Origin of the sequence: Streptomyces sp. NBC_01428, assembly GCF_036231965.1 — a bacterium.
Classification (GTDB): domain Bacteria; phylum Actinomycetota; class Actinomycetes; order Streptomycetales; family Streptomycetaceae; genus Streptomyces.
Genome location: NZ_CP109499.1, coordinates 1,226,277 through 1,249,163 on the forward strand (window position 1 = coordinate 1,226,277; position 22,887 = coordinate 1,249,163).

Genomic DNA, 22,887 nt, shown 5'->3' on the forward strand with positions numbered 1-22,887 from the left:
AGCCATCCACTGGCTCAGGACATGTGCCGATCTCTGCGGATGCGGCCCGGCGACCTGCTATGGAGCTGCGCGTTCACCCCGCGCGCTGAATCAACGGCGCGTCGGCTACGCCATGGCGTACTCTGCGGCGGCCGTATCGCACGTACCCTTCGTAGGGTCCACGGCGTCCATAGCGGGCGCCAAACTACTGGAGGCAACACCACGTGCTGATTGCTCAGCGTCCCTCGTTGACCGAAGAGGTCGTCGACGAATTCCGCTCCCGGTTCGTGATCGAGCCGCTGGAGCCGGGCTTCGGCTACACCCTCGGCAACTCTCTTCGCCGCACGCTCCTCTCCTCGATCCCCGGCGCCGCTGTCACCAGCATCCGGATCGACGGTGTCCTGCACGAGTTCACCACCGTGCCGGGCGTCAAGGAGGACGTCACCGACCTGATCCTCAACATCAAGCAGCTCGTCGTCAGCAGTGAGCAGGACGAGCCGGTCGTGATGTACCTGCGCAAGCAGGGCCCGGGTCTGGTCACCGCCGCCGACATCGCGCCCCCGGCCGGTGTCGAGGTGCACAACCCCGACCTCGTCCTCGCCACGCTCAACGGCAAGGGCAAGCTGGAGATGGAGCTGACCGTCGAGCGCGGTCGCGGCTATGTCTCCGCCGTTCAGAACAAGCAGGTCGGTCAGGAGATCGGGCGCATCCCGGTCGACTCGATCTACTCGCCGGTGCTGAAGGTCACGTACAAGGTCGAGGCGACCCGTGTCGAGCAGCGCACCGACTTCGACAAGCTGATCGTCGACGTCGAGACCAAGCAGGCCATGCGTCCCCGTGACGCCATGGCGTCGGCCGGTAAGACCCTGGTCGAGCTGTTCGGTCTGGCGCGCGAGCTCAACATCGACGCCGAGGGCATCGACATGGGCCCGTCCCCGACGGACGCCGCCCTCGCCGCTGATCTAGCCCTGCCGATCGAGGAGCTGGAGCTCACCGTTCGGTCGTACAACTGCCTCAAGCGTGAGGGCATCCACTCCGTGGGTGAGCTCGTCGCCCGCTCCGAGGCCGACCTCCTGGACATCCGCAACTTCGGTGCGAAGTCCATCGACGAGGTCAAGGTCAAGTTGGCCGGACTGGGCCTGGGCTTCAAGGACAGCCCGCCCGGATTCGACCCGACCGCCGCCGCCGACGCCTTCGGCGCCGACGACGACGGGGACGTCGGCTTCGTCGAGACCGAGCAGTACTGACCGTCGCGTTACGCCGGTCATAGAGGCACTTCGCGTCCGGGACCCTCGTCTGGGGCGACATCCTCGCCTCAGGCGTAGCGGAGCTCGTCGAACCGTGCACCGCCGACGACCTGGAGGAGGCCCGCCAAGCGGATGGCCTCCTCCAGGAAGAACTCAAGGCGAGGAGAGCAGTCACTGACGGTCTTGCCAGCGGCTTGAACGGCTCACGCAGGGCCTCGGCTCAACCTCGTCCGTCATGGCTCCGGATGATCACCCGCATCTGAGCGTCAACCCGGCCACGGCAGCACGGTGAGCTCCGGCCACTCGCATCTCCAGCGAGCTGCCTTGGTCTCGTACACCTCCCTCGGGGCAAGAACCGGGTTCGGCCGGACCACAAGGTTGAACACGTCGGACAGCCCGTGGGGCGCGTAGATACGCCACCCGCCGTCGGCTTCCAGCCGCACCCCCAGACAGCACGTCGTCGAGGCGAACGAGTCGATCGCCGCCTCGGTGGACTCGTGGGGCGGGCACGGCACGCCGAATTTCTGTTCGTACCAGAGATGCACACGAGCCTCGTTACGGATCTCCACCTCGGCCGGCAGCCCAGCGAACAGCTCCTGCCCTGCCTTGATCACGGCATCCTCCGCCTCCCAGGACAGGTCGGCGGCGTCGAAATAGAAAATGTCGTAGTCCTTGATGCCGCTGGTCGGGGGCCTGTCGGTGACCGCGTTCCACACTGTCTGGAACAGGCAGCCCGCCGTCACGTACCAGCCCGGCAGCTCCATCGTCGCCGCCCTGCTCATCACCTCGGTCAGAACCTCGTTCCGGGAGAGCACGGACCGCAAGCCATCGAGTTGCTCATCGAGCGAGAGTCGGCCAAGCATCTTTACTCCGCATCACGAACGGCCGCTCGCACAACGCGTGGCGGCCTCAAACAGGTGCCCCAGCCGCGGGGCGGGCAACGTCAGGACTGCGCGGCCCGGAACGCGAGATACCGGCTGAAGGCTTCGTGGCTGTCGGGGGTGAAGCGCCACTCCAGCAGAGCCGACCGGAGCTCCGAATCGATCAGCCAGCCATGCCAGGCGACCTCGTCAGGATCGGCGGCCACCCTGGTCGGCACCACGACTTCGTGCACGCCGAGCCAGTGAGGGCTCAGACCGCTGCGGTTGAGGAACGTGAAGAGCAAGCGCGGCAGCACACGAATGCCCAGCTCTTCGGCCAGCTCCCGCGCCGCGGCCTGTTCATAGGACTCGTCGACTTTCACGGCGCCACCGACCATGGCCTCGTGGAACCCTGGGAAGCGCGACAGCTGCTCCGAACGCCGGTGGACGAGGATGCGCCCACGCTCATCACGGCAGACCGTGACGGCGACTCGGTGCAGCCAAGCCTCACGGATGGCCTGCCCGCGGCCGACCACTACCCCCAGCGCACGATCTTGATCGTCTACACGTTCCACCCATTCGTCCACGACGCACAACCTTGGCAGAGCCCACCGACAACGCAGCTTCCTGGCAGTCAGTTGGCGGCGTTCGGCGTCCTGGAGGACCATGCCCAGAACGTTCGTACAGCCCGGCGGAGACAGCGCTGATGCGCGCCACACTGTCATCCGACCTTGCTCGCAGGCGGCTCCCGGTACCAGCGAGGGTGCCGTTGTACCGTCTGTGGCACGCCCAGGGCGATCCGACGCGGGCGAGAGAAGGCGGGCCTCCGAGGCCCGTGGGAGAATCGGTGCATGCGGTCGTGAGGCTGTCGTGCCCGGAAAATGCGGCACTCCACGGCTGTCCGCGACACGTGGATCGATCCGCCGGGAGGCTCCCGTGAGCGAACGTCCCGAGGCATGGCCGGTACTCGACCACGCGGAACTGGCGCCCATGATCGAGTATGTGAACCGGGTGGTCCAGGTCGCGGGCAAATACTCGCTGGACGACCCCTTCGAAGTCGGGTGGGGCAACATCGTCCTTGAGGTGTCCCCTCGCGGCCTGCGCACGCCGACGTTCCGGCGGAAGGGCGCGACCTTCACGGTGCACTACCGGTTGCTCGACGGTGACGTGCTGATCGAGACCGACCGGGGCTCGCGGACGCTGTCGCTGGCGCGGACGTCGGTCGCCGACTTCTTCACGGCGTTCTGCGAGGCGGCGTCCGAACTGGGCATCCCGCATCCGGGTACCACGCAGATCTGCGAGATCCCTGCCGCTCCGTCGAACTTCGCTGACGACCGGGACGAGCGGGTGTGGAACGCTCAGTCGGCACGTCTGATGTGGGAAGCGTTCGATCTGGCCGCGGACGGTCTGGAGGCGTGGCAGGCCCCCTTCCTCGGGCACCGGCCGCGTGTCGGCGTGATGTGGGGCGGGTTCGACCTGTCGTCGACCCGCTGGCGCCCGAACCGGACGAAGCCCGGCCCGGAGGGCCCGCCGTTCATGCGCAACGCACAGTTGCACGCATACGTGTCGGTGGGATTCTCCTTCGACAACACCCACAGCGACGGCACGAGCCCGCTGGACATCGGTATGTACGCCTATATCTGGCCGCAGCCGGACGGTCTCTCGGGCTGCAACTGGGGTGTCGAGGGCGCCGACTGGCACGCGGACCTCGGCCTGGCGTTGCTCCCGTGGCAGGACCTGCGCCGGCTGCCGGACCCGCACGGCGCGATCATCGGCTTCGGCGACGCCGTTTACGACGCGGCTGTACAGACCGCGGGGTGGCCGACCGATCTGATGGGGCCGCGGGTCGACGGCTGGCACATGAGCGAGCACCAGCCGACCGAGAACGTGGGGCAGCAGGGCTGATCGGATGCGATCCGGCCGGGTTCGGCCGCGGTGGTGAGACGCGACGACATGCCGCCGACCGGCCGCGGCCCGCCGGCTGACCCCCGCCGAGTCGAAGTGGGCGGTCCTCGTGCTGCCCGCCGTCCCTGCTGGAGGACAGCATCGTCATCACTACGCCCGACGGGTGACGGGCCAACACCGCGGACAGGAAGGCGTGTCGAAAGCGGGGCCCGGCCATCGGTGCGAAGGCTCAACCGAGTTGGGCGGTGACGCTTGCGTCTGCACCGGCCTCTATCGCGCCGTCCAGGCCGTGACTTACGTACCCGGCCCCTGGACCGACCGGGCCACCCGTTCGTCTCGGCCGCTCACCTGTGTTCGGGGTTCGCCGCATCGTGACGGCAGCCCGCGTCCCAGGCGGCGCGGACATTGCCGTAGGCGGGGATGCCCCCGGAGTCCTTGAGCAGTCGCGCCATGTGCAGCAGGTTCCACGTCATGAAGGTCGTGTTGCGGTTGGTGAAGTCGTTTTCCGGGCCGCCTGAACCCTCGTCCAGATACGAGGGGCCCGGCCCGGCCTCGCCGATCCACCCGGCGTCGGCTTGCGGCGGGATGGTGTAGCCGAGGTGCTGAAGGCTGTAGAGGACGTTCATGGCGCAGTGCTTGACGCCGTCCTCGTTGCCCGTGATCAGGCAGCCTCCCACGCGGCCGTAGTACGCGTACTGTCCGGCCTCGTTCAAGAGCCCGGAGCACGCGTAGAGACGCTCGATGACCTTCTTCATGACCGAACTGTTGTCGCCCAGCCAGATGGGCCCCGCGAGCACGAGGATGTCCGCGGCCAGGACCCTCTCGTACAGTGCCGGCCACTCGTCGGAACGCCAGCCGTGTTCTGTCATGTCGGGCCACACGCCACTGGCGACGTCGTGGTCGATGGCGCGCACGATGTCGACGCCGACGCCCTGCTGTCGCATGATGGCCGTGCTTCGGTCGATGAGGCCCTGCGTGTTGCTCAGCTCCGGTGACCGCTTCAGCGTGCAGTTGAAGACCACGGCTCGCAGATCGTCGTAGCGGGCCGGCGGCGCGGCGGAGTCTGGGGCCTGTGCAGTCACTGGTGCCTCCGTTGTTTCGATCGCTGCGCCCGTCGCCGCGGGCCGCTTCGATCCTCTCGTGGATCGCTTGGGAGCCGCGGTCCTTGACGGTGCACGCGTACAGGAACCACTCCCCCGGCCGAACCCGGAACTGGCCCGCCCTGGGGGTGCGGGTGTCGAATTCGGCGGCTTCACCGGGGCCCATGGTCAGGTCGTTGTCGCCCAGGACCAGGCGCAGGCGTCCGTCGAGGACGCAGATCCATTCATAGCCCTCGTGGCTGGCCCGCTCGGGCTCCGGCGAGCGCATCTTGGGCGAGATGATCATGTGTAGGCCTGGAGTGCTCGCAGTGCCACCACCCCCGACGGCGTTCCGGTCACCATCCACGACACCGTCGTCAGAGCCGAGCGCACCCGGTGAGGTCCCACCCGGTGCCCCTCGCAACAGTCGGACGGCCAGTGGCTACCGGGCGTCCAGGACGCCGAGGAACTGGACGTCGTCGCTCGCCGGGGATCGGATGACCACCGCGTCGAAGGGCCCCGGCCGGTGAGCCCCACGACCACGCCACCGGCCGCTCCCGTGGAGGACTGAGCGCCGAGGTCTGCCGCGCCGCGGACGGGAACTGCCGGCCCCCGGGTCAGGAAGCCGGCAGGGTGATGCTGTCGACCGCGGCGTCGGCGATCCGGTTCCTGGTCTTCGCGTCGACCCCCGCCTTGGCGAGGGCTTCGAGCCCACGCTGCGTGGTGAGGATCAGTCCGCCGAGCGCCTCGGCGTCGGCTGCCCGGTCCACGTGTCCGGCGCGCTGCGCCTGCTCGACAAGCAGGCGGCAGCTGTCGAGCAGCCCTTCGTACGTCGCTAGTGACCTGGTCGCGACGGCGTCGTTCTCCGACGCCAGTTCGGCCGTGGCCTTCGCCAGCAGACAGCCGGGCCGACGGGTGTCGTCGTCCGGCGCCGTCAGCCATCCGCGGAGACGGTCGAGCGCCTGGTCCTCCGGGCCTTCGAGCAGGGCCGCTGTGCCCTCCTCGGAGCCTGCGCAGTACTCCTCGAATATGCGGAGGAACAGGGCCTCCTTGTCGCCGAACGCGCCGTAGAGGCTTCCCTTACTGAGTCCGGTCGCCCGGGAGAGATCGTCGACCGAGGTGCCGTGGTAGCCGGTTTCGTTGAACTGCCGGTGCGCGGCAGCCACGACGTCCTGCTCATCGAATTTCCTTGGTCGCCCCATGCATCCACCATACGTCGTTCTGAACCATCGGTCCAGAACCTGTTATAGTGGACCGTATGTTCAGAACTGGTAGTGCACCCGACCCCACCGAATTCGCCGGCAAGCGCGCGATCGTCACGGGAGGCAGCCGCGGTATCGGCGCGGCCATCGTGCAGCGACTCCTCGACGGCGGCGCGACCGTCGTCACCACGGCGCGTCACGCCACCGACGAGACGCCGAAGGCCGCCACCTTCATCCAGGGCGACATCGCCACACTCGCGGGCGTGCAGGCATTCACCGCGGCAGCACTCGCCGAGCTCGGCGGCGTCGACATCGTGGTCAACAACGCGGCGGCGGCTCGCGCCCACATCGGGGGCATCGCATCCATCCCCGACGAGGAATGGATCGACGCACTCAACCTCAACTACCTGTCCGCCGTGAGGGTCAACAACGCGCTCCTGCCGGCCCTGCGCGAGGCCGGGGCGGGCGGCGCGATCGTCAACATCTCATCGGGAGCGGCCCTCACACCGGCGCCGCCGCTGGCTCACTACGGTGCCGCCAAGGCCGCCCTCAACACCTACGGCAAAGCGCTCGCTTCCGAGCTCGCGCCCGCCGGAATCCGCGTCACCACGATCGTCCCCGGCAACGTGCTCACCCCGGGCGCCGACGCGATCCGCCAGAACTTCGCCGACGCGATGGACGTTCCGCTCGACGCCACCACGGCGGGCATCCCGCTGGGCCGTCCCGGAGACCCGCGCGACATCGCCGAGGCCGTCGCCTACCTCGCATCCGACCGGGCCCAGTGGGTCACCGGAGTGTCCCTGACCGTCGACGGCGGTGAACTCCCCCTCATCTAGCTCCGGTTCGGCCGGCCTCTCGTACGGCCCGCCGCGACGCCGGCGGCACGAGAGCTGTCCCAGGCCGCCGGGGCGTCCCTCCTGAACGTGCTGAAGCCGGTGCGGGACCAGGAAGGCGTCCGGGGTGGTCGCGGCGTCCTGTCCGAGTCCGCGCTCGCCTCACGACGTCATGCCCCGGCGCGCGCCAGCGTCTCCAGGGGCCCGCCCAGGATCTCGGAGAAGGCGAGTTCGGCGGCTCCGACGAGCACCGCGTCGTCGCCGAGTTCCCCCACCCGCAGCCGCAGGTTCTCGCGGGAGGGGGTGAGGGCGATGCGGTTGATGCGGCTGCGGATCTGGGCGGCCGATCCGAGGAACACCTCGCGCAGGGTCCCGCCGAAGACGACCGTGCGCGGGTTGAACACGTTGACCAGGTTGGCGACACCGATGCCGAGCCAGTCGCCGACGTCGTGCAGCGCGGCGCGGGCGGTGATGTCGCCGCGGTCGGCCGCTTCGATGACGGCGCGTACGGCCTCCCGGCCGGTGGCAGCCGGATCGCGCCGCGCGGCCTCCAGCAGGGCGCGCTCCCCCGCTTCGGCTTCGAGGCAGCCGTGCGCTCCGCACCCGCAGGGCCTGCCATGGCGCGGGTTGACGACCATGTGCCCGATCTCGCCCCCGTATCCGCAGTCGCCGTGCAGCAGGTGGCCCCCGGTGATGACACCGCCTCCGATGCCGATGTCGCCATGCAGGTACACGAGGTCCTGGCAGCCGGCCCCGGCACCGCGCAGGTGCTCGGCGAGCGCACCGAGGCTCGCCTCGTTGCCGACTGTGACGGAAAGGCCGATGCCCAGCCGGCGGGTGAGGTCTTTGCCGAACTCCTCGTCCTGCCAGCCGAGGTAGGGCACGGCACGGACGAGGCCGTCGGGACGGCGCACCATGCCGCGGACGGCGGCGGCCACGCCGACGCAGTGGGTGCCGTGCGGTGCCGCGTTCACCATGTCCAGCGCGGAGCCGGCGAGGATCTCGGCCACCTCGGGGGCGTTGCGAGGGCTCGGCGGCATGGAGATCTCCCTGCGGTCGAGGAAGATCCCGCCCAGGCCGATGCGGGCGGCGGCCAGCCGGTCCACACCCACGTCGAAGGCGAGGACGTACACGCGGTCGGACTCGGGCCGTACGACCAGGGACGGCCGGCCGGCCCTGCCGGTCTCACGGGGCAGTTCCTCGCGGACCAGGCCGGCCGAGCCCAGCTCGCTGACGAGACCCAGGATCGTGCTGCGGTTGAGACCCATGCGCTCGGCGAGGACGGCCCGCGACATGGATCCGCCGATGTGTACGTGCCGGAGCAGGGTGCCGAGGTTGTGCCGGCGAATCTCCTCCTGCGAGGGACCGGCTTTCATGGAACCCCAGACATCATCGTTGTACGGCCCGGCGACGGGACAGCGCATCCACGCCTGCGGCCACCAGCAGTACCGAACCCGTGACAGCGTACTTGACCCCTGAGCTGTACCCCATGAGTCCCATGCCGTTCTGGATGACGGCGACGACCATGCCGCCGAGCACGGCGTCGATGGCCCTGCCCCGCCCGCCGAACAGGCTCGTCCCGCCGATCACGGCCGCGCCGACCGCCAGCAGCAGCACGTTGCTGCCACCGGTGTTGGGGTCGACCGAGTTGCCCCGGGACGCGGCGATGATGCCGCCGACTGCTGCCAGGGAGGAGCAGATGACGAACGCGGAGATGCGGATGGCCGCGACGTTGATGCCGGCCCGGCGGGCCGCCTCGGCGTTACCGCCCACCGCGTAGATGTGCAGACCGAACGAGGTGCGCTGGAGCAGGAACGTACCGGCGAGGAGCAGGAAGGCGATGACCGGCACCACGATCGGCACGCCCTTGAGGGAGTCGACGACGATGTTGCGGCTGCGTTCCTGGTTGAGCAGATGGACGGCGATCGTACCGAGCACCGCCAGGCCGCCGATCCTTGCTGCGAGCAGGGTCGGTGGAGCGGGGGCGAGCCCGCGCCGGCGCCGGTTGCGGCTCTGCCGGAGTTGGATCGCCGCGTACACCCCGACACTGACGGCGAGCAGGATCCAACCCGCCGCGGGCGCGAGGTTGTTGTTCGCGACGGCCAGGATCGTCTCGTCCCGGATCGAGACGTTGGTGCCTTCCTTCAGCAGCATCAGCACGATCCCCTGGAACCCCAGGAAGGCAGCCAGCGTGACGACGAATGACGGGATGCCGACCTTCGCCACCAGCAGGCCGAGCACCAGGCCGATGACCGTGCCGGAGAGGATCGCCGCGCCGACCGCGCCGTACCAGGGCCATCCGTGGTCCGTGAGCAGGATGGCGAGAACGGCGGCGCACACCCCGCTGGCGTACCCCGCGGACAGGTCGATCTCGCCGAGGAGGAGGACGAAGACCAGGCCCATGGCGATGGCGATACTGCCGGCGCCCTGCGTCAGCAGGTTGGCGAAGTTCAGTTCGGACAGGAAGACCGGGCGCAGGGCGGAGAAGAACACACACAGAACGATCAGGCCGAGTACGGCGGGGATGGCGCCCAACTCGCCGCCCCGTACCCGAGCGACATAGTCCTTGGCGACCGAGCCCAGACTGGCGGCTCCGGCCGCTCCGTTCTTCTTCGACGTACCGGCACCACGCGGCAGTTCCGGCTTCTCGGGGGCGACTGCGGCGGTCATGCGGTGACTCCGTTGCTGTGGGCGAGGCCGAGGTCTCCGCTGCGGCCGGAGGTGATGAGTTCGACGACCTGGGAGTGCGTCACGTCCGACGTACTGACCTGGGCGGCCATCCGTCCGAGGAAAAGGGCGGCGATCCGGTCGGACACCGCGAAGACGTCGTTCATGTTGTGCGAGATCAGGACGACGGCGAGACCGTTGTCGGCCAGCCGCCGGACCAGTTCGAGGACCTGTGCCGTCTGGGCGACACCGAGCGCGGCGGTCGGCTCGTCCAGGATGACGACCTTGCTGTTCCACAGCACGGCCTTGGCGATGGCCACGGTCTGCCGCTGGCCGCCGGAGAGACTGGAGACCTGTTGGCGGATGGACTTGACGGTGCGGACCGACAGCCCTTCAAGGGTCCGGGCGGCCATCTCCTCCATCGTCGTGTTGTCGAGGACGAGCCCGCGGCGCTTCTCGCGGCCGAGGAACATGTTCTGCACGATGTCGAGGTTGTCGCAGAGCGCGAGGTCCTGGTACACGATCTCGACGCCCAGGGCCGCCGCCTCACGGGGGCTGTGCACCTGGACCTGCTCGTCTTCGAACCAGTACTCGCCGCCGTCGATCGGGTGGGTGCCGCCGATGCACTTGACGAGGGTGGACTTGCCTGCGCCGTTGTCTCCGACGAGGGCGGTCACCTCCCCTGGATGGACGTCGAAGGACACGTCGTGCAATACCTGCACGGGGCCGAAGCTCTTGTCGATCCCGCGCAGTCGGAGGATCGGGGTAGCTGTCATGGAAGACGGCTCCTTAGGGTCATGAGGTCCCGGGTCCCGGGGAGAGGGGAGCCCCGGGACCAGAGGTCGGGCCGGCCGGACCGGGGTGACGGACCCAGGCCTCCGTTCAGGGCTACTTGATGCCGGCCTGGGCGCACAGGGCGGCGTACTTGCCCTTGCACAGCTGTCCCTTGGTGACGTAGCCGTCGTCCACGACGTCCTTGACGTTGTCCTTGTAGATGGCCACGGGCGTCTCCAGCACGGACGGCACCTTGCGCTTGCCCTCGGGGTCCTCGACGGTCGCGTTCGTCTCGCCCTTCTCGGCCTTGGCGAGGGAGACGGCGAGCTTGGCGGTGGCGTCGGCCTCCTTCTTGACCGCCTTGTAGACGGTCATGCACTGGTCGCCCGCGAGGATGTGCTGCAGGGCCTGCACGGTGGCGTCCTGGCCGGTGACGGGGACCTCGCCATTGCGGTTCTGCTTGCGCAGGACGGCGATGGCCGCGTTGCCGAGGGTGTCGTTGGCGGCGAGCACGCCGCCGATCTTGGGCTCGCTGGTGAGCATCTGCTCGAAAATGGTGCTCGCCTCGGCGCTGTCCCAGTCCGGGACGGACTGGTCCGGGCCCTTCACGTAGTCGCCCGACTTGTACTTCGGGTCGAGGACGCCGTTGTAGCCGGCGGCGAGGAGAGTGGCGTTGTTGTCCGTCGGTGAGCCATTGAGGGTGGCGACGATGGGCTTCTTGGCCTTCATGTCGCTCAGGCACTTGCTGAGGCCCTCGCCCTGCAGTTTGCCGACCTCGGTGTTGTCGAAGCTCACGTAGTACTGGGCGGACCCGCCAAGGGTGAGCCTGTCGTAGTCGATCGTGGCGACGCCCTGCTTCTTGGCCTTGTCCAGAACTGCTTTGCCCGTGCCGCTGTCGAGGTTCACGATGACCAGGACGTTCACACCGCTGGTGATCATCTGGTCGGCGATGGTCTGGAATTCCTGCTTGTCGGCTTGCGCGTTCTGTATGTCGAAGTCGACGCCCGCAGCCTTGAACGCCTCGGAGAGGTACTTGCGGTCCGCGGTCTCCCAGCGGGCCGAGGACTTGCTGTCCGGGAGGATCACACCGATCTTCGGCTTGGCGCCGGAACCGGAGCCGGAGTCCGAGTCGCCTGATGAGGAGTCGCTGCAGGCGGCGAGCGAGCTGGCCAGTGCCACCGAAGCGGCGGTGAAGAGGAGTCCCTTGCGCATGGGCAGGGTCCTTTCTGACGTTACGGCCGGACGGCCGGACGTTCGAGGGTGGTGAGAGGAGGCGGAGAACGGGTCTCGGGGAATTGCCGGGTGTCGGGTGATCCGCCCGAACTGAATGTTGTGAGCGGGAACTTACGGCGCTCCTGACGCCGTGCCCAGACCGTGGACGGTGCTATTTGTCATCTGCCATAACAATTAGGTGACGCCCGTCACAACGCGGTGGCCCCGTCGCCTCCCCCGCCTCATCCACCCGGCGAGCGCGAGGCCGTGCGATGGCCGACGCCGGTCTCCGGGCCGGCCGATGCGTTCCGAGCCGCTGCTCGTCGGCCGAAGCGCCCACGGCTTGCGCGCGCCTCTTCCGCTCAGCCGGTGAACCGGGTGAGTTGGGCGGGCCGGGGCCACCCGGGCGAGCTGGGCCTGAAGCCCAAAGGCGCTTCCCCCTACGGCCGGTGGTGAGCGCAGGACGGATTCCGGCGGGCACGGGGCGGCAGCCGGCTTCTCCCGTCCGACGGGAACGCTGCCGATACGCCGCGGCGCGGGCGGGACCGGACCGGTCCGCGCCCTGAACGAGTACGTAGATCCGGCAGGGTCCGTCGTACTCGGCCGGCTACCGGACTCAGGTGGGACGCGGCCCGGCCGGCAGCAGATCATCCTCAAGGATCAGTGCGGGCGGTGACGCCGGCGGGATGTCGTCGCCGCACACGTCAGTTGTCGGCGGCGCTTCCGGCTGCCTGCGGTGGCGGCTTCGGAAGAAGCTGCCGGCGGCCGAGGGCGATCAGCGTCCGTACGGCGACAGCCCCGACGAGTGCACTGACCGCCGCCAGCACGAGGTACGTGTAGGTCAGATGCCCGGCAGGACGGCCGGATTCGATCCAGTGCAGGGTCACGGCGCCCACCGCTGCCCACGAGAACGTGAACGACCAGGTGCTCGGTGTGAACTTCAAGGACCGGAACAGCGGCAGGAGACGGAGTTGCGCCAGCACCATCAACAGGCCGTATCCGGCGAGGCCCGCGGCGAAGGCGTCGACCCGGTCCCCGTCGATGGCGAAGTAGGCAAGGGAGGCCACTGCGGCGGGGGCCACTTCGATGGCGAGCGTCGGCACGAGTGGCGTCGCCAGTCGAGGGCGGAACAACAGGCGGGCCAGGATCATCGAGCCGAGGATCAGCCAGCAGACCAGCCCCAGTCCCAGCATGACCTGCGCCAGGCGCTGTTGTCCGACCTCGGCCGCCGAGGCGGCAGCGAGAAGACCACCGGCGACCGTCGGCAGGAAGTACCCCGGGTGCAGATGGTCCAGCACGAGGGGACCGTAGATCCACTGCCCGGTGAGCCAGCCTCCCAACAGCACGGTCAGCACGATGAAGACGTCGACGACGATTCTTCCGGCGCTTTCGGCATGCGGTGCAAGGCCTTGGGCCGCCAAGAGCATCGGGGTGATCAGCGCGAGTGAGACGAACGGGCCGGCGACGGTGTCCGTCAGGTCGGCCATCAGCCGTCCCCTGCCCCCGGCGACGTACCTCAGATAGCCGACCAGGGTGCTCAGCCAGACCAGCGCGGCGATGGCCAGGAGCACGTCTGCGACGGTGTCGGGCGCGTGGCCCTGCCGGCCGGCGGTCACCCACAGTTCCGCAAGTCCCGCCAGTCCGAACGGCATTCCGAAAAAGTTGAGCGGAATGCGGGGGGCAACCATCATCGACTCCTAGCCGGCTCACACGTTTCCCGGGCGCGGACTCGCCCTCTCCAAGCGGTTGGCGGTGGATCGAACGCGGAGTTCCCGACACCTGATGCGATCAGGCCCGCAGCCTTTCCCGGCAGCGGGTCAGGTTCAAGCTGCCGCGGCCGGTGAGGGTGCGGATTCCATCGGGCGGACCAGGAAGTCGTGAAGAAGGCCCGAGGTGTCTTCCCGGTGCGATGTCAGCAGGAAGCGGCCGCCGTACGGGAGACGGACCTCCGCAGGGGACGGTCGGCGGCGGATACCCGGGCCCATCGGATCGAGGGCCACAAGCGGGCGCGCGGTGGTCGCGCACGACCGCCTGAGGGGCCTGCTAGGAGGACTCCCGCACCACCAGCTCCGTGGGAAGGACGATGTGCCGGCGAGGTTCCTCGGGGTCATCGATCTCCGCCAGCAGAATGCGGGCGATCGTGCTGCCGATCTCTTCGACCGGCTGACGCACGCTGGTGAGGGGCGGGTGGGTGTGCCTGGCGATGATGGAGTCGTCGAACCCGACCACCGCGACGTCGTCGGGAACGCGCCGCCCCTGTCGGCGCAGCTCCGCGAGCGCACCCGCAGCCATGACGTCCGAGGCGACGAACACGGCGTCGAGCGCGGGGACTTGTTCGAGAAGTGAGCGCATGGCGGCCCCGCCGCCCTCCTCGGTGAAGTCGGAGGAGGCCACGAGCCCTTCGGGGACCTCGTGGCCCGCCTTCTCGAGGGTTTCGCGCCACCCCTGGAGCCGGCTACGGGCCACGTCCATGTCCAGGGGCCCGCTGATCGTGCCGATCGTCCGGCGTCCCCGGCCGAGCAGGTGCTCGACGGCGGCCGCGGCTCCGCCCGCGTTGTCGGAGTGCACGTGGCTGAGCGACTCCTCGGGCGAGCGGCGCCCGGCGAGCACCGTGGGCAGACCCATGTCCTCCAGCAGCCCCGGCAGCGGATCGTGTTCGTGCACCGAGACGAGGAGTACACCGTCCACCCGTCGCTCGGCCACCGACTCGGTGAGCTGGTCCCGTTCGGCCTGATCGCGTACGAGGACGAGTTGCAGTTGCGTCCGGGTCTCGGCCAGCGCGGTGCTGACCCCGCGGATGACTGCCGAGAAGTAGGGCTCGGAGCCCAGTCGGCTCTCCGACTCGGGAATGACCAGGGCAACGGAGTTGGTCCGGCTCGTCACCAGTCCCCGGGCGACCGAGTTCGGGACGTAGTTCAGTTCGGCGATGGCGGCGAGTACGGCGGCCCTCGCCTTCTCGCTGACGAGTTCGGAGCCGTTGATGACTCGTGAAACCGTGGTGCGTCCGACGCCGGCGCGGGCGGCCACGGTCTTGATGGTCGGGCGTTGCCTGCCCCCCATGGCATCTCCTCGCTCGCGCGCTGTTCCACCGGCTTTCACCTGCGCATTGTGCCAGACCCTCCCAAGGCTCCCGGAAGGTCCCGGCGCGCGGGCGCGACATCGTTCCGCAACGAACTGGATTCACCTTCTTGACAGGAGCCTCAGGGGGCCGCCACGCTTCGGGGCCTTGAGTGGGTACGTTCCCACCATGCGTTGGGAACGTACCCACCAGGACATATCGGGACCTGCGGAGCGGACCGTGGGACCCGAACTCCGGTGCGTCAGCGCCGCCGCTAGGAGGACGAAATGGACAAGGCCCAAAGGAAGTTGCGTACACGAGCCGTGGCCGCCGTATCGGTCGTGTCGGCTCTCGGCCTGGTCGTGGGCTGCGGGAGCAGCGACAGCGGCGGGACGGGCGGAGGCAAGAAGGACGGCAAGGTCACCATCACCATGGGGCTGTTCGGCGTCATGGGCTTCAAGGAGACCGGGCTGCTCGACACGTACATGAAGGAACATCCGGGCGTCGTCATCAAGGCCGACGTCGCCGGTGACGAACAGACCTACTACACAGCGCTGCAGACCCACCTGGCCGCGGGCAGCGGGCTCAAGGACATCCAGGGCATAGAGATAGGCCGAGCCAAGGAACTGGCCGACACCCAGAAGGACAACTTCGTCGACCTGGCCGACGTGTCCGGCACGGACCACTTCCTGCCGTGGAAGCAGAGCCAGGTCACCACCAAGGACAAGAAGGTCATCGGCCTCGGCACCGACATCGGTCCGATGGCGGTCTGCTACCGCAAGGACCTCTTCAAGCAGGCGGGCCTGCCGACCGAGCGCGACGAGGTCGCCAAGCTGTGGGAGGGCGACTGGTCCAAGTACGTCGATGCGGGCCAGCAGTTCAAGCAGGGGTCCAAGGACGACAAGGTCGCGTTCATGGACACCTCCAGCGGACTGTTCAACGCCATGATCTACGGCCACTCCCAGCAGTTCTACGACAAGCAGGGCAAGCTGATCTATGCCTCCAACCCTGTCGTGAAGGACGCCTGGAAGCTGGCTTCCAAGGCGGCCACCTCAGGTCTCACCGCCAAGCTCCGCCAGTTCCAGCCCGGTTGGGACCCTGGCCTCGCCAACAGCACCTTCGCCACCACCGTCTGCCCGGCGTGGATGCTCGCGCACATCAGCGAGAAGGCAGGGCCGAAGAACAAGGGCAAGTGGGACGTCGCGAAGGCACCGCAGGGCGCCAACTGGGGCGGATCGTTCCTCGGCGTCATGGAGAAGAGCCCCGTGAAGAAGGAGGCGCAGGAGCTGGTGGCCTGGCTCACCGCCCCCGAACAGCAGGCCTACCTCTTCAAGAAGATCGGCAACTTCCCCTCGTCGCAGACCGCGCTGGAGATGCCGGACGTCGTCGACGCCAAGTCGGACTACTTCAGCGGCGCACCCATCGGCCAGATCTTCGGCGCCGCGGCCAAGGAGATCCCCGACGAGCAGGTGCTGGGCCGCAAGGACGGCACCATCAAGGACATCTTCTCGCAGGGCCTGACTTTGATCGAAGCGCAGAACAAGAGCCCGAACGACGCGTGGAAGACCACTGACGAGCGCATCGAGAAGGCCGCCGGCTGACCTCGGGCACCGCTGCCCACCCGCCGCGCCGCCCGGCGTCCCCGCACGGCCCGCCGGGCCGGCCCGTGTCCGCTTCTCACACCCTCCAGGAAGGACCCCTTCCGGTGGCCATCTCCACCTCGACACCCCCTGACGGAGCCCCCGGCCACACCCTGCCGGCCGGGGACGGCACCGGCGAGGACGGTCTTCGGCGCCGCACGCTGCTGCACCGCCTCGACGTGCGCGGCGCCCCCTACGCCTTCGTCGCCCCGTTCTTCGTCGTCTTCGCCGCCTTCAGCTTCTACCCGCTCGTCTACACCTCGTGGATCTCCCTGCACCGCGTCGAACTGTCGACCCTGAACGTCATGGAATGGGTCGGCTTCGACAACTACACGGCCCTGTGGGACGACGACCGCTTCTGGAACGCACTGATCAACACCATCACCATCGGCGTGCTGTCGACCGTGCCGCAGCTGATGATGGCCCTGGGACTCGCCCACCTCCTCAACTACCAGCTGCGCGGCTCCACGTTCTTCCGCGTCGCCGCCCTGACGCCCTACGCCACGTCCGTGGGCGCCGCCGCCCTGGTGTTCACCATGCTCTTCGAACGCGACTTCGGCATGATCAACTGGATGCTGAGCCTCGTCGGCGTCGACACCATCGACTGGGAGAACAACAAGTGGGCGGCGCAGACGGCGATCTCCACGATCGTCATCTGGCGCTGGACCGGTTACAACGCCCTGCTGTACCTGGCGGCGATGCAGGCGATCCCCCGCGACCGCTACGAGGCCGCGGCGATCGACGGCGCCTCACGCTGGCAGCAGTTCCTCAAGGTCACCGTCCCCGGCATCCGCTCCACCATCGTCTTCACCATCGTCCTGTCCACGATCGGTGCCACACAGCTCTTCGGTGAACCCCTGATCTTCGGCCAGGGCCCGAACGGCATCACCGGGGGAGCCGACAACCAGTACCAGACGCTGGGACTGCTGCTGTACGAGGAGGGCTGGAAGAACTACCAGATGGGCCGGGCCGCCACGGTTGCCTGGGCGATGTTCCTCCTGCTCATCGCCGTGTTCGTCGTCCAACAAGTCGTCCGGCGCGTCCTCGCGCGCAGGGCGTGACCGGGAGATCCCCATGACCACAGACAGCATCCCGGTCCGTACGGCGGACGCGCCCCCCAGGACCGCACCGAAATCCCGCAGGAACACAGCACCAGGAGGACAGGGCCGGCGACTCTTCCGGCACCCGGGTGCCGGACGCCAGCATCACGCGGGCCCGGTCGCCTACATCCTGCTGGGGATCGCGGCGCTGTTCTCCCTCTTCCCGCTGTACTGGACGATGGTCGCGGCGTCGACCGACAACACGCGCGTGACCCAGACGCCTCCGCCGTTCCTGCCCGGCCCCCACCTGCTGGACAACCTCGCCAAGGCCTGGCAGGACGCCGCATTGGGCAAGGCCATGCTCAACAGCCTGATCGTGGCCGGGGTGATCTCCCTGTCCACCGTCCTCTTCGCCACCCTGGCGGGTTTCGCGTTCGCCAAACTCCGCTTCAAGGGCCGCAACATCCTGCTCATGCTCGTGATCGGCACCATGATGGTGCCGCCCCAACTCGGCGTCGTCCCGCTGTTCATGATGATGGCGGAGCTGGGCTGGGGGCAGAAGCTGCCCGCCGTCATCTTCCCCACCCTCGTCAGCGCCGTCGGGGTGTTCTTCATGCGGCAGTACCTGACCGAGGCGCTCCCCGACGAACTCGTCGAGGCCGGCCGCGTGGACGGTGCACACTCCCTGCGCATCTTCTGGAGCATCGTGCTGCCCATCGCCCGCGCTCCCATGGCCGTACTGTTCATGATCACGTTCGTGCACGCCTGGAACGACTTCTTCTGGCCGTTCATCGTCCTCGACATGACCAATCCGACGGTGCCCGTCGCCCTCACGCAGCTGAGCGCGGGATACGTCCGCGACCAGTCCCTGATCATGGCAGGCGCGCTGCTCGGCACGCTGCCCCTGCTCGTGATGTTCGTCGTCTTCGGCCGCCAGATCGTCGGCGGAATCATGCAGGGCGCCGTCAAGGGCTGACCGGCCCTCCAACCCGCCGCGCCCGGGTCTTCGAGACCCGCCACCCAGTCGCCCTCCCGCACCGCAGCACCACTGGAAGGACTCACGTGACCACCGCCATCCGACGCGTCGCTCCCACCCCGGACACCACCGACACCGGGCGATTCCCGCAGGGGTTCACCTGGGGCACGGCGACCGCCGCCTATCAGATCGAAGGAGCGGCCTCCGTCGAGGGCCGCACTCCCTCCATCTGGGACACCTACTCGCACACCCCCGGCAGGGTACGCAACGGCGACACCGGTGACGTGGCCACCGATCACTACCACCGCTGGCGGGAGGACGTCGCGATCATGGCCGATCTCGGCGTGAGCGCCTACCGCTTCTCCCTGTCGTGGCCCCGAGTGCAGCCGACCGGCCGCGGCCCCGCCGCCCAGAAGGGGCTCGACTTCTACCGGGCCCTGACCGACGCCCTGCTGGAAAACGGCATCGAACCGGTCGTCACGCTCTACCACTGGGACCTGCCCCAGGAGCTGGAGGACGCGGGCGGCTGGCCGGAGCGCGTCACCAGCGACCACTTCGCCGACTACGCGGCCCTGGCGGCCCGTGCCCTGGGGGACCGGGTGAAGACCTGGACCACCCTCAACGAGCCCTGGTGCAGCGCTTTCCTCGGATACGGCTCCGGTGTCCACGCCCCCGGACGTACCGATCCGGTCGCGGCGCTGCGGGCCGCACACCACCTCAACCTCGGCCACGGCAAGGCCGTTCAGGCACTGCGCGCCGAACTGCCGTCCTCCGCGCGGGCATCCATCACGCTCAACATCCATCACGTGCGCCCCCTCACCGAGTCCGCCGAGGACATCGACGCGGCCCGCAGGATCGACGCACTGGCCAACCGCGTATTCACCGGCCCGATCCTGGAAGGCCACTACCCACAGGACCTCCTCGACGACACGGCGCACCTGACCGACTGGTCCTTCCTGCGGAACGGCGACACATCCACGATCCACCAGCCGCTCGACTTCTTGGGCGTCAACTACTACACGCCCACCCTTGTCTCCGCGGCCACCAGTGAGGCCGGTCACCACTCGGACGGCCACGGGGTGAGCGACCACAGCCCCTGGCCGGGCGCCGACCAGGTCGCCTTCCATCGCCCCGCGGGCAGCACCACGGCGATGGGCTGGGCCGTGGATCCCAGCGGACTGTACGACCTGTTGCTGCGGCTCAAGGCGGACCACCCCGCCATGCCGTTGATGATCACCGAGAACGGCGCGGCGTTCGACGACTACGTCAACCCGGAAGGCGAGGTGACGGACCCGGAACGGATCGCCTACCTCCACGGGCACCTGTCGGCCGTGCGGCAGGCCATCGCGGCGGGCGTCGACGTCCGCGGCTACTTCCTGTGGTCCCTGCTCGACAACTTCGAATGGGGCTACGGCTACAGCAAGCGCTTCGGCGCCGTCTACGTCGACTACCCGACCGGCAAGCGCATCCCGAAGGCCAGCGCGCGCTGGTACGCCGACGTGGCGCGCACGGGCCGCCTCCCGGAGGGCAAGAACGACGACAGGTGACGTCAACGAGCGCCGGTGCCGGCCCTGCTCCCCTGCACCGGCCCGCTTCCAAGGCCCGCGCCGCCCCCTCTTCCCAGAGAGTCTCGGGCACCGTCCGGCCGGCAGTACGCGGCGCGTGACTCCCCCGGTGTCAGCCGGCCCGGGGGACCGCGCCGGCCCGAGCCGCATCCAGAACATAGAGCCAGGACGCGACGTTCGGCTGTCGCTTCAGGAGCACTCTGCGCTCCCGCTCGGTCATGCCGCCCCACACCCCGAACTCAATCCGTTCGTCGAGCGCCTCGGCCAGGCACTCGGTACGCACCGGACACCCCATACAGATCACCTTGGCCCGCTTCTGCCGTGGACTGTCGGCAAACAGTGCGTCCCCATCGGAACTACCGCAGGCAGAGTTCTGCCTCCAGTCGGTCTTCGCCCTCGTCATACCGTCCCTCTCCCCCGCGGCTGACCAGGATGACTGCCGTTCACCACGTCGCCATCCCGGAACGTCACCGGCCCGGACACGGTCCGGATCTCCTCGGCCCGACGGGTGACGTGCACTGCGGTCTTCCTCAACATCCCATCCTCTATACGCGAGGCAAGCTTCTTCGTCTCAGGTTGGTCCCGATGCCCCCCGCCCTGGACTCCCAGGATCTGCGGCCCACGGCACTGGCGGACACAGGCCGGTGGCCCGGCTCCACCAACTCCGGGTCGATGTCAGTCTCGTCGGAGTCGGCGGTTTGTCGCACAACGTGCCGAGCGCGACCACGTTCCTGCGCGTGCCGTAGGACATCACCCGGGCCGCGGCCCCAGCAGGCCCTCCTGCCACACCCCGCGCACGGCAAGCGAGTGGCGAGGACCCGACGGCCACCGCCGTATGCCTCTTGACCTGCACAGACCACTGTGTTTCGCTCATCTGATCCAGGCGGCGACCTGGCTCGGGACTCGGGGAGATCCATCCAGTGGGCGCGGCTGCCGGAACACACGGGCACGCACGACCCTTCGCCCTCCCTCAGCGGCTCTGGCCCGCCGGGGCGGCGGGGAGCCGGCACCGGCTCCCCGCGGAGCGGAACGCGAAGTCCCCCCGGTCAGGAACCCGTGCGGGGTCCTTTCCGTCTTGCCCGGGTGAGTGGGACGGGCAGCACAAAAAAGCATCTAGTGAAGCGGTCGGGCATTGATACACATACGGCGCCAGCCACGCACAGGACTGTGGGCCGTGACGGCCGTCGCGGTCTTCGGGTTCCTCATAGCCCTGGAACTCGCCGTACGCCATTACGGCATGCCGGGCCCGATCACCACCCAGGCCCGCGAGGTGTTCTGGCCACCCAAGTCCGGCGGGCTGCTCTACGCCAGCATGGCGCTGATGATGGTGGTCCTCACCTGGCGCCAACGCTTCCTCGCCCTCGGCGCGGCGATAGGCATCGACGTCGTCTTCGGGTTGGTCCGCTGGGCGGCCGGCATCGAACTGGGCGAGGGGCACCCCTTCGGCAACGGCGCCCTGTGGGTGATCCTGGGCTGCGCGGTCCTCGCCCTCACCCGCCGCACCGGCCCCGAACGCATCCTGCTGCTCAAGGGCGTGGGACTCGCCCTGATCCTCATGGCCGGCCGCAAGACGGGTGACGCCTGGCTGTACCTGACCTCCAGGACGCGCCCCATGGTGCTCGACCAGTACGTGGCGACCGCCGACCACGCCCTGGGCAACCCCTCCTGGTTCGCCGGCCGGCTCGTCACCGCGTCCGGCTCGATCGGCTTCAACGTCCTCGACTTCGTCTACGGACAGCTCCCGGTGGCCGCGGTCGTCGTCGCGCTGTACCAACTGCGCCACGTGGCCACCGAACGCCGCTTCCCCCGCCACCACCTGGTGCGCACCTTCCTCACCATCGGCCTCATCGGCCCGGCGTTCTACCTGATCTTCCCCGTGGTCGGCCCCGTCTTCGCCTACGGCACCGGCGCCGAACACTGGGAGGGGATCAGCCTCTGGGCACCGCACATGCCGGCCAGCGCGCCCTGGGCCGTGGCCGACCTCTGGCCGAACACGCCGTCTCCGCTCAACCCCCCGCACCCCATGCCGTTCGACGAGATCACCCCCCGTAACTGCATGCCGAGCCTGCACACCGCATGGGCCACCGCGATCTTCATCCACTCCCGCAAGGGACCCCGCGCACTGCGTTGGGCCGGCACGTTCTGGCTGGTCGCCACCCTCGCCGCGACCCTCGGCTTCGGCTACCACTACGGCGTCGACCTCATCGCCGGTGTGGTGTTCACGCTCACCATCGAAGGGGCCCTGCGCGCCCACGACCGCAACTGGGACCGGTCCGGGATCCAGCTCGTCGCCCACGGCTCGACGGTCTTCGCGGCCCTCCTGCTGTCCTACCGCTGGCTGCCGGTGCAGATGGCCGCCCACCCCTGGCTGGCCGGCCCCCTGCTGCTCCTCGCCATGGGCTCGGTGATCCACCGCTACGTACGGACCGACACGTCCTGGGAACCGGGGCCGGCATCCGCCCCGAAGCCGGCCACGCCGCAACCCGAACTGATCTGACGGCGGTTGCGCCTCCGAGAATTCTGTCTCGGAGGCATTGCGGAACACTGTCCGACGCTGCGATGGTGTTCCTGTCGCGCGCTCCCACTCGCTCTGAACCTCAGGGGTGAGTTGGAGCTTTTTTTTGGCCTCAACTCGCCTGGTCGGGGATGGGTTGGGACCTTCGCATCCGCGGACGGTCCTGAGATGAGGACCTGCCCGCGGATGTCGAGTCGCAGCTGGCAGGCCCTCCGATCGTTGGAGGACCCGTCTATGACGGTACCGATTGACGCGGGTGCGGGGCTGATCTTCCTCGCGTCGTGCGTGGTGGGGTATGCCGTCCACCGGCATACGCGGAAGACTTCCACGACTCT

Annotated in this window: 19 protein-coding genes and 1 pseudogene; 8 read left to right on the top strand and 12 right to left on the bottom strand. The window is 68.7% G+C overall.

Annotated elements, in window-relative coordinates; translation table 11 throughout:
- Positions 1 to 203 precede the first annotated feature (203 nt).
- The gene (locus OG406_RS05280; protein ID WP_329184339.1) at positions 204 to 1,226 is read left to right on the top strand and encodes a DNA-directed RNA polymerase subunit alpha; all 1,023 of its coding nucleotides are present in this window, start codon (positions 204 to 206) and stop codon (positions 1,224 to 1,226) included.
- A gap of 266 nt (positions 1,227 to 1,492) precedes the next feature.
- On the opposite strand, the gene OG406_RS05285 is transcribed toward OG406_RS05280, so the two are convergent.
- Together OG406_RS05285 and OG406_RS05290 are read right to left on the bottom strand one after the other, a co-directional pair.
- Positions 1,493 to 2,089: a nucleotidyltransferase family protein gene (locus OG406_RS05285; RefSeq protein WP_329184340.1), complete on the bottom strand. Its 597-nt coding sequence runs from the start codon at positions 2,087 to 2,089 to the stop codon at positions 1,493 to 1,495.
- Positions 2,090 to 2,169: 80 nt separating this feature from the next.
- Entirely contained in the window at positions 2,170 to 2,673 is a 504-nt protein-coding gene (locus OG406_RS05290; RefSeq protein WP_385444386.1) for an NUDIX hydrolase, read from the bottom strand.
- A gap of 349 nt (positions 2,674 to 3,022) precedes the next feature.
- On the opposite strand from OG406_RS05290, the gene OG406_RS05295 reads away from it, so the two are divergent.
- Positions 3,023 to 3,991: a DUF5996 family protein gene (locus tag OG406_RS05295; protein ID WP_329184342.1), complete on the top strand. Its 969-nt coding sequence runs from the start codon at positions 3,023 to 3,025 to the stop codon at positions 3,989 to 3,991.
- Between the two features lie 344 nt (positions 3,992 to 4,335).
- Here OG406_RS05295 and OG406_RS05300 read toward each other — a convergent pair whose 3' ends face one another.
- From OG406_RS05300 to OG406_RS05310, 3 genes and pseudogenes are all read right to left on the bottom strand, one after another.
- Positions 4,336 to 5,073: a flavodoxin family protein gene (locus OG406_RS05300; protein ID WP_267049370.1), complete on the bottom strand. Its 738-nt coding sequence runs from the start codon at positions 5,071 to 5,073 to the stop codon at positions 4,336 to 4,338.
- A gap of 142 nt (positions 5,074 to 5,215) precedes the next feature.
- A pseudogene (locus tag OG406_RS05305) lies at positions 5,216 to 5,344 on the bottom strand (cupin domain-containing protein); the annotation flags it as partial.
- Between the two features lie 343 nt (positions 5,345 to 5,687).
- Positions 5,688 to 6,272 (bottom strand): TetR/AcrR family transcriptional regulator, encoded by a 585-nt coding sequence (locus OG406_RS05310; protein WP_329184345.1) that lies wholly within the window; start codon positions 6,270 to 6,272, stop codon positions 5,688 to 5,690.
- A gap of 56 nt (positions 6,273 to 6,328) precedes the next feature.
- On the opposite strand from OG406_RS05310, the gene OG406_RS05315 reads away from it, so the two are divergent.
- Positions 6,329 to 7,108: an SDR family oxidoreductase gene (locus OG406_RS05315; protein ID WP_267049368.1), complete on the top strand. Its 780-nt coding sequence runs from the start codon at positions 6,329 to 6,331 to the stop codon at positions 7,106 to 7,108.
- 167 nt (positions 7,109 to 7,275) lie between these two features.
- On the opposite strand, the gene OG406_RS05320 is transcribed toward OG406_RS05315, so the two are convergent.
- From OG406_RS05320 to OG406_RS05345, 6 genes are all read right to left on the bottom strand, one after another.
- Positions 7,276 to 8,481 (bottom strand): ROK family transcriptional regulator, encoded by a 1,206-nt coding sequence (locus tag OG406_RS05320; protein ID WP_329184348.1) that lies wholly within the window; start codon positions 8,479 to 8,481, stop codon positions 7,276 to 7,278.
- 13 nt (positions 8,482 to 8,494) lie between these two features.
- A complete protein-coding gene (locus OG406_RS05325; protein ID WP_329184349.1) occupies positions 8,495 to 9,775 on the bottom strand; it encodes a sugar ABC transporter permease in 1,281 nt (426 codons plus the stop codon).
- A complete protein-coding gene (locus OG406_RS05330) occupies positions 9,772 to 10,548 on the bottom strand; it encodes an ATP-binding cassette domain-containing protein (protein ID WP_266850582.1) in 777 nt (258 codons plus the stop codon). The genes OG406_RS05325 and OG406_RS05330 overlap by 4 nt, the downstream gene beginning before the upstream one ends.
- Positions 10,549 to 10,660: 112 nt before the next feature.
- A complete protein-coding gene (locus OG406_RS05335) occupies positions 10,661 to 11,758 on the bottom strand; it encodes a sugar ABC transporter substrate-binding protein (protein WP_267049366.1) in 1,098 nt (365 codons plus the stop codon).
- Positions 11,759 to 12,462: 704 nt separating this feature from the next.
- Positions 12,463 to 13,449 (bottom strand): TDT family transporter, encoded by a 987-nt coding sequence (locus tag OG406_RS05340; RefSeq protein ID WP_329184352.1) that lies wholly within the window; start codon positions 13,447 to 13,449, stop codon positions 12,463 to 12,465.
- Between the two features lie 352 nt (positions 13,450 to 13,801).
- Positions 13,802 to 14,818: a LacI family DNA-binding transcriptional regulator gene (locus tag OG406_RS05345; protein WP_081220990.1), complete on the bottom strand. Its 1,017-nt coding sequence runs from the start codon at positions 14,816 to 14,818 to the stop codon at positions 13,802 to 13,804.
- A 285-nt stretch (positions 14,819 to 15,103) separates the two neighbouring features.
- Between OG406_RS05345 and OG406_RS05350 the strand changes: the two genes are divergently transcribed.
- From OG406_RS05350 to OG406_RS05365, 4 genes are all read left to right on the top strand, one after another.
- On the top strand, positions 15,104 to 16,417 hold the full coding sequence (locus OG406_RS05350) for an ABC transporter substrate-binding protein (protein WP_329184354.1): 1,314 nt from the start codon (positions 15,104 to 15,106) through the stop codon (positions 16,415 to 16,417).
- 104 nt (positions 16,418 to 16,521) lie between these two features.
- The gene (locus OG406_RS05355) at positions 16,522 to 17,517 is read left to right on the top strand and encodes a carbohydrate ABC transporter permease (protein ID WP_443067051.1); all 996 of its coding nucleotides are present in this window, start codon (positions 16,522 to 16,524) and stop codon (positions 17,515 to 17,517) included.
- 13 nt (positions 17,518 to 17,530) lie between these two features.
- The gene (locus tag OG406_RS05360) at positions 17,531 to 18,472 is read left to right on the top strand and encodes a carbohydrate ABC transporter permease (protein ID WP_267049364.1); all 942 of its coding nucleotides are present in this window, start codon (positions 17,531 to 17,533) and stop codon (positions 18,470 to 18,472) included.
- A gap of 86 nt (positions 18,473 to 18,558) precedes the next feature.
- Positions 18,559 to 20,019, top strand: a complete 1,461-nt coding sequence (locus tag OG406_RS05365) for a GH1 family beta-glucosidase (protein WP_329184356.1) — start codon at positions 18,559 to 18,561, stop codon at positions 20,017 to 20,019.
- Between the two features lie 130 nt (positions 20,020 to 20,149).
- On the opposite strand, the gene OG406_RS05370 is transcribed toward OG406_RS05365, so the two are convergent.
- On the bottom strand, positions 20,150 to 20,440 hold the full coding sequence (locus OG406_RS05370; protein WP_329184358.1) for a WhiB family transcriptional regulator: 291 nt from the start codon (positions 20,438 to 20,440) through the stop codon (positions 20,150 to 20,152).
- 771 nt (positions 20,441 to 21,211) lie between these two features.
- On the opposite strand from OG406_RS05370, the gene OG406_RS05375 reads away from it, so the two are divergent.
- A complete protein-coding gene (locus OG406_RS05375; protein ID WP_329184360.1) occupies positions 21,212 to 22,534 on the top strand; it encodes a phosphatase PAP2 family protein in 1,323 nt (440 codons plus the stop codon).
- The last annotated feature ends 353 nt before the right edge of the window (positions 22,535 to 22,887 follow it).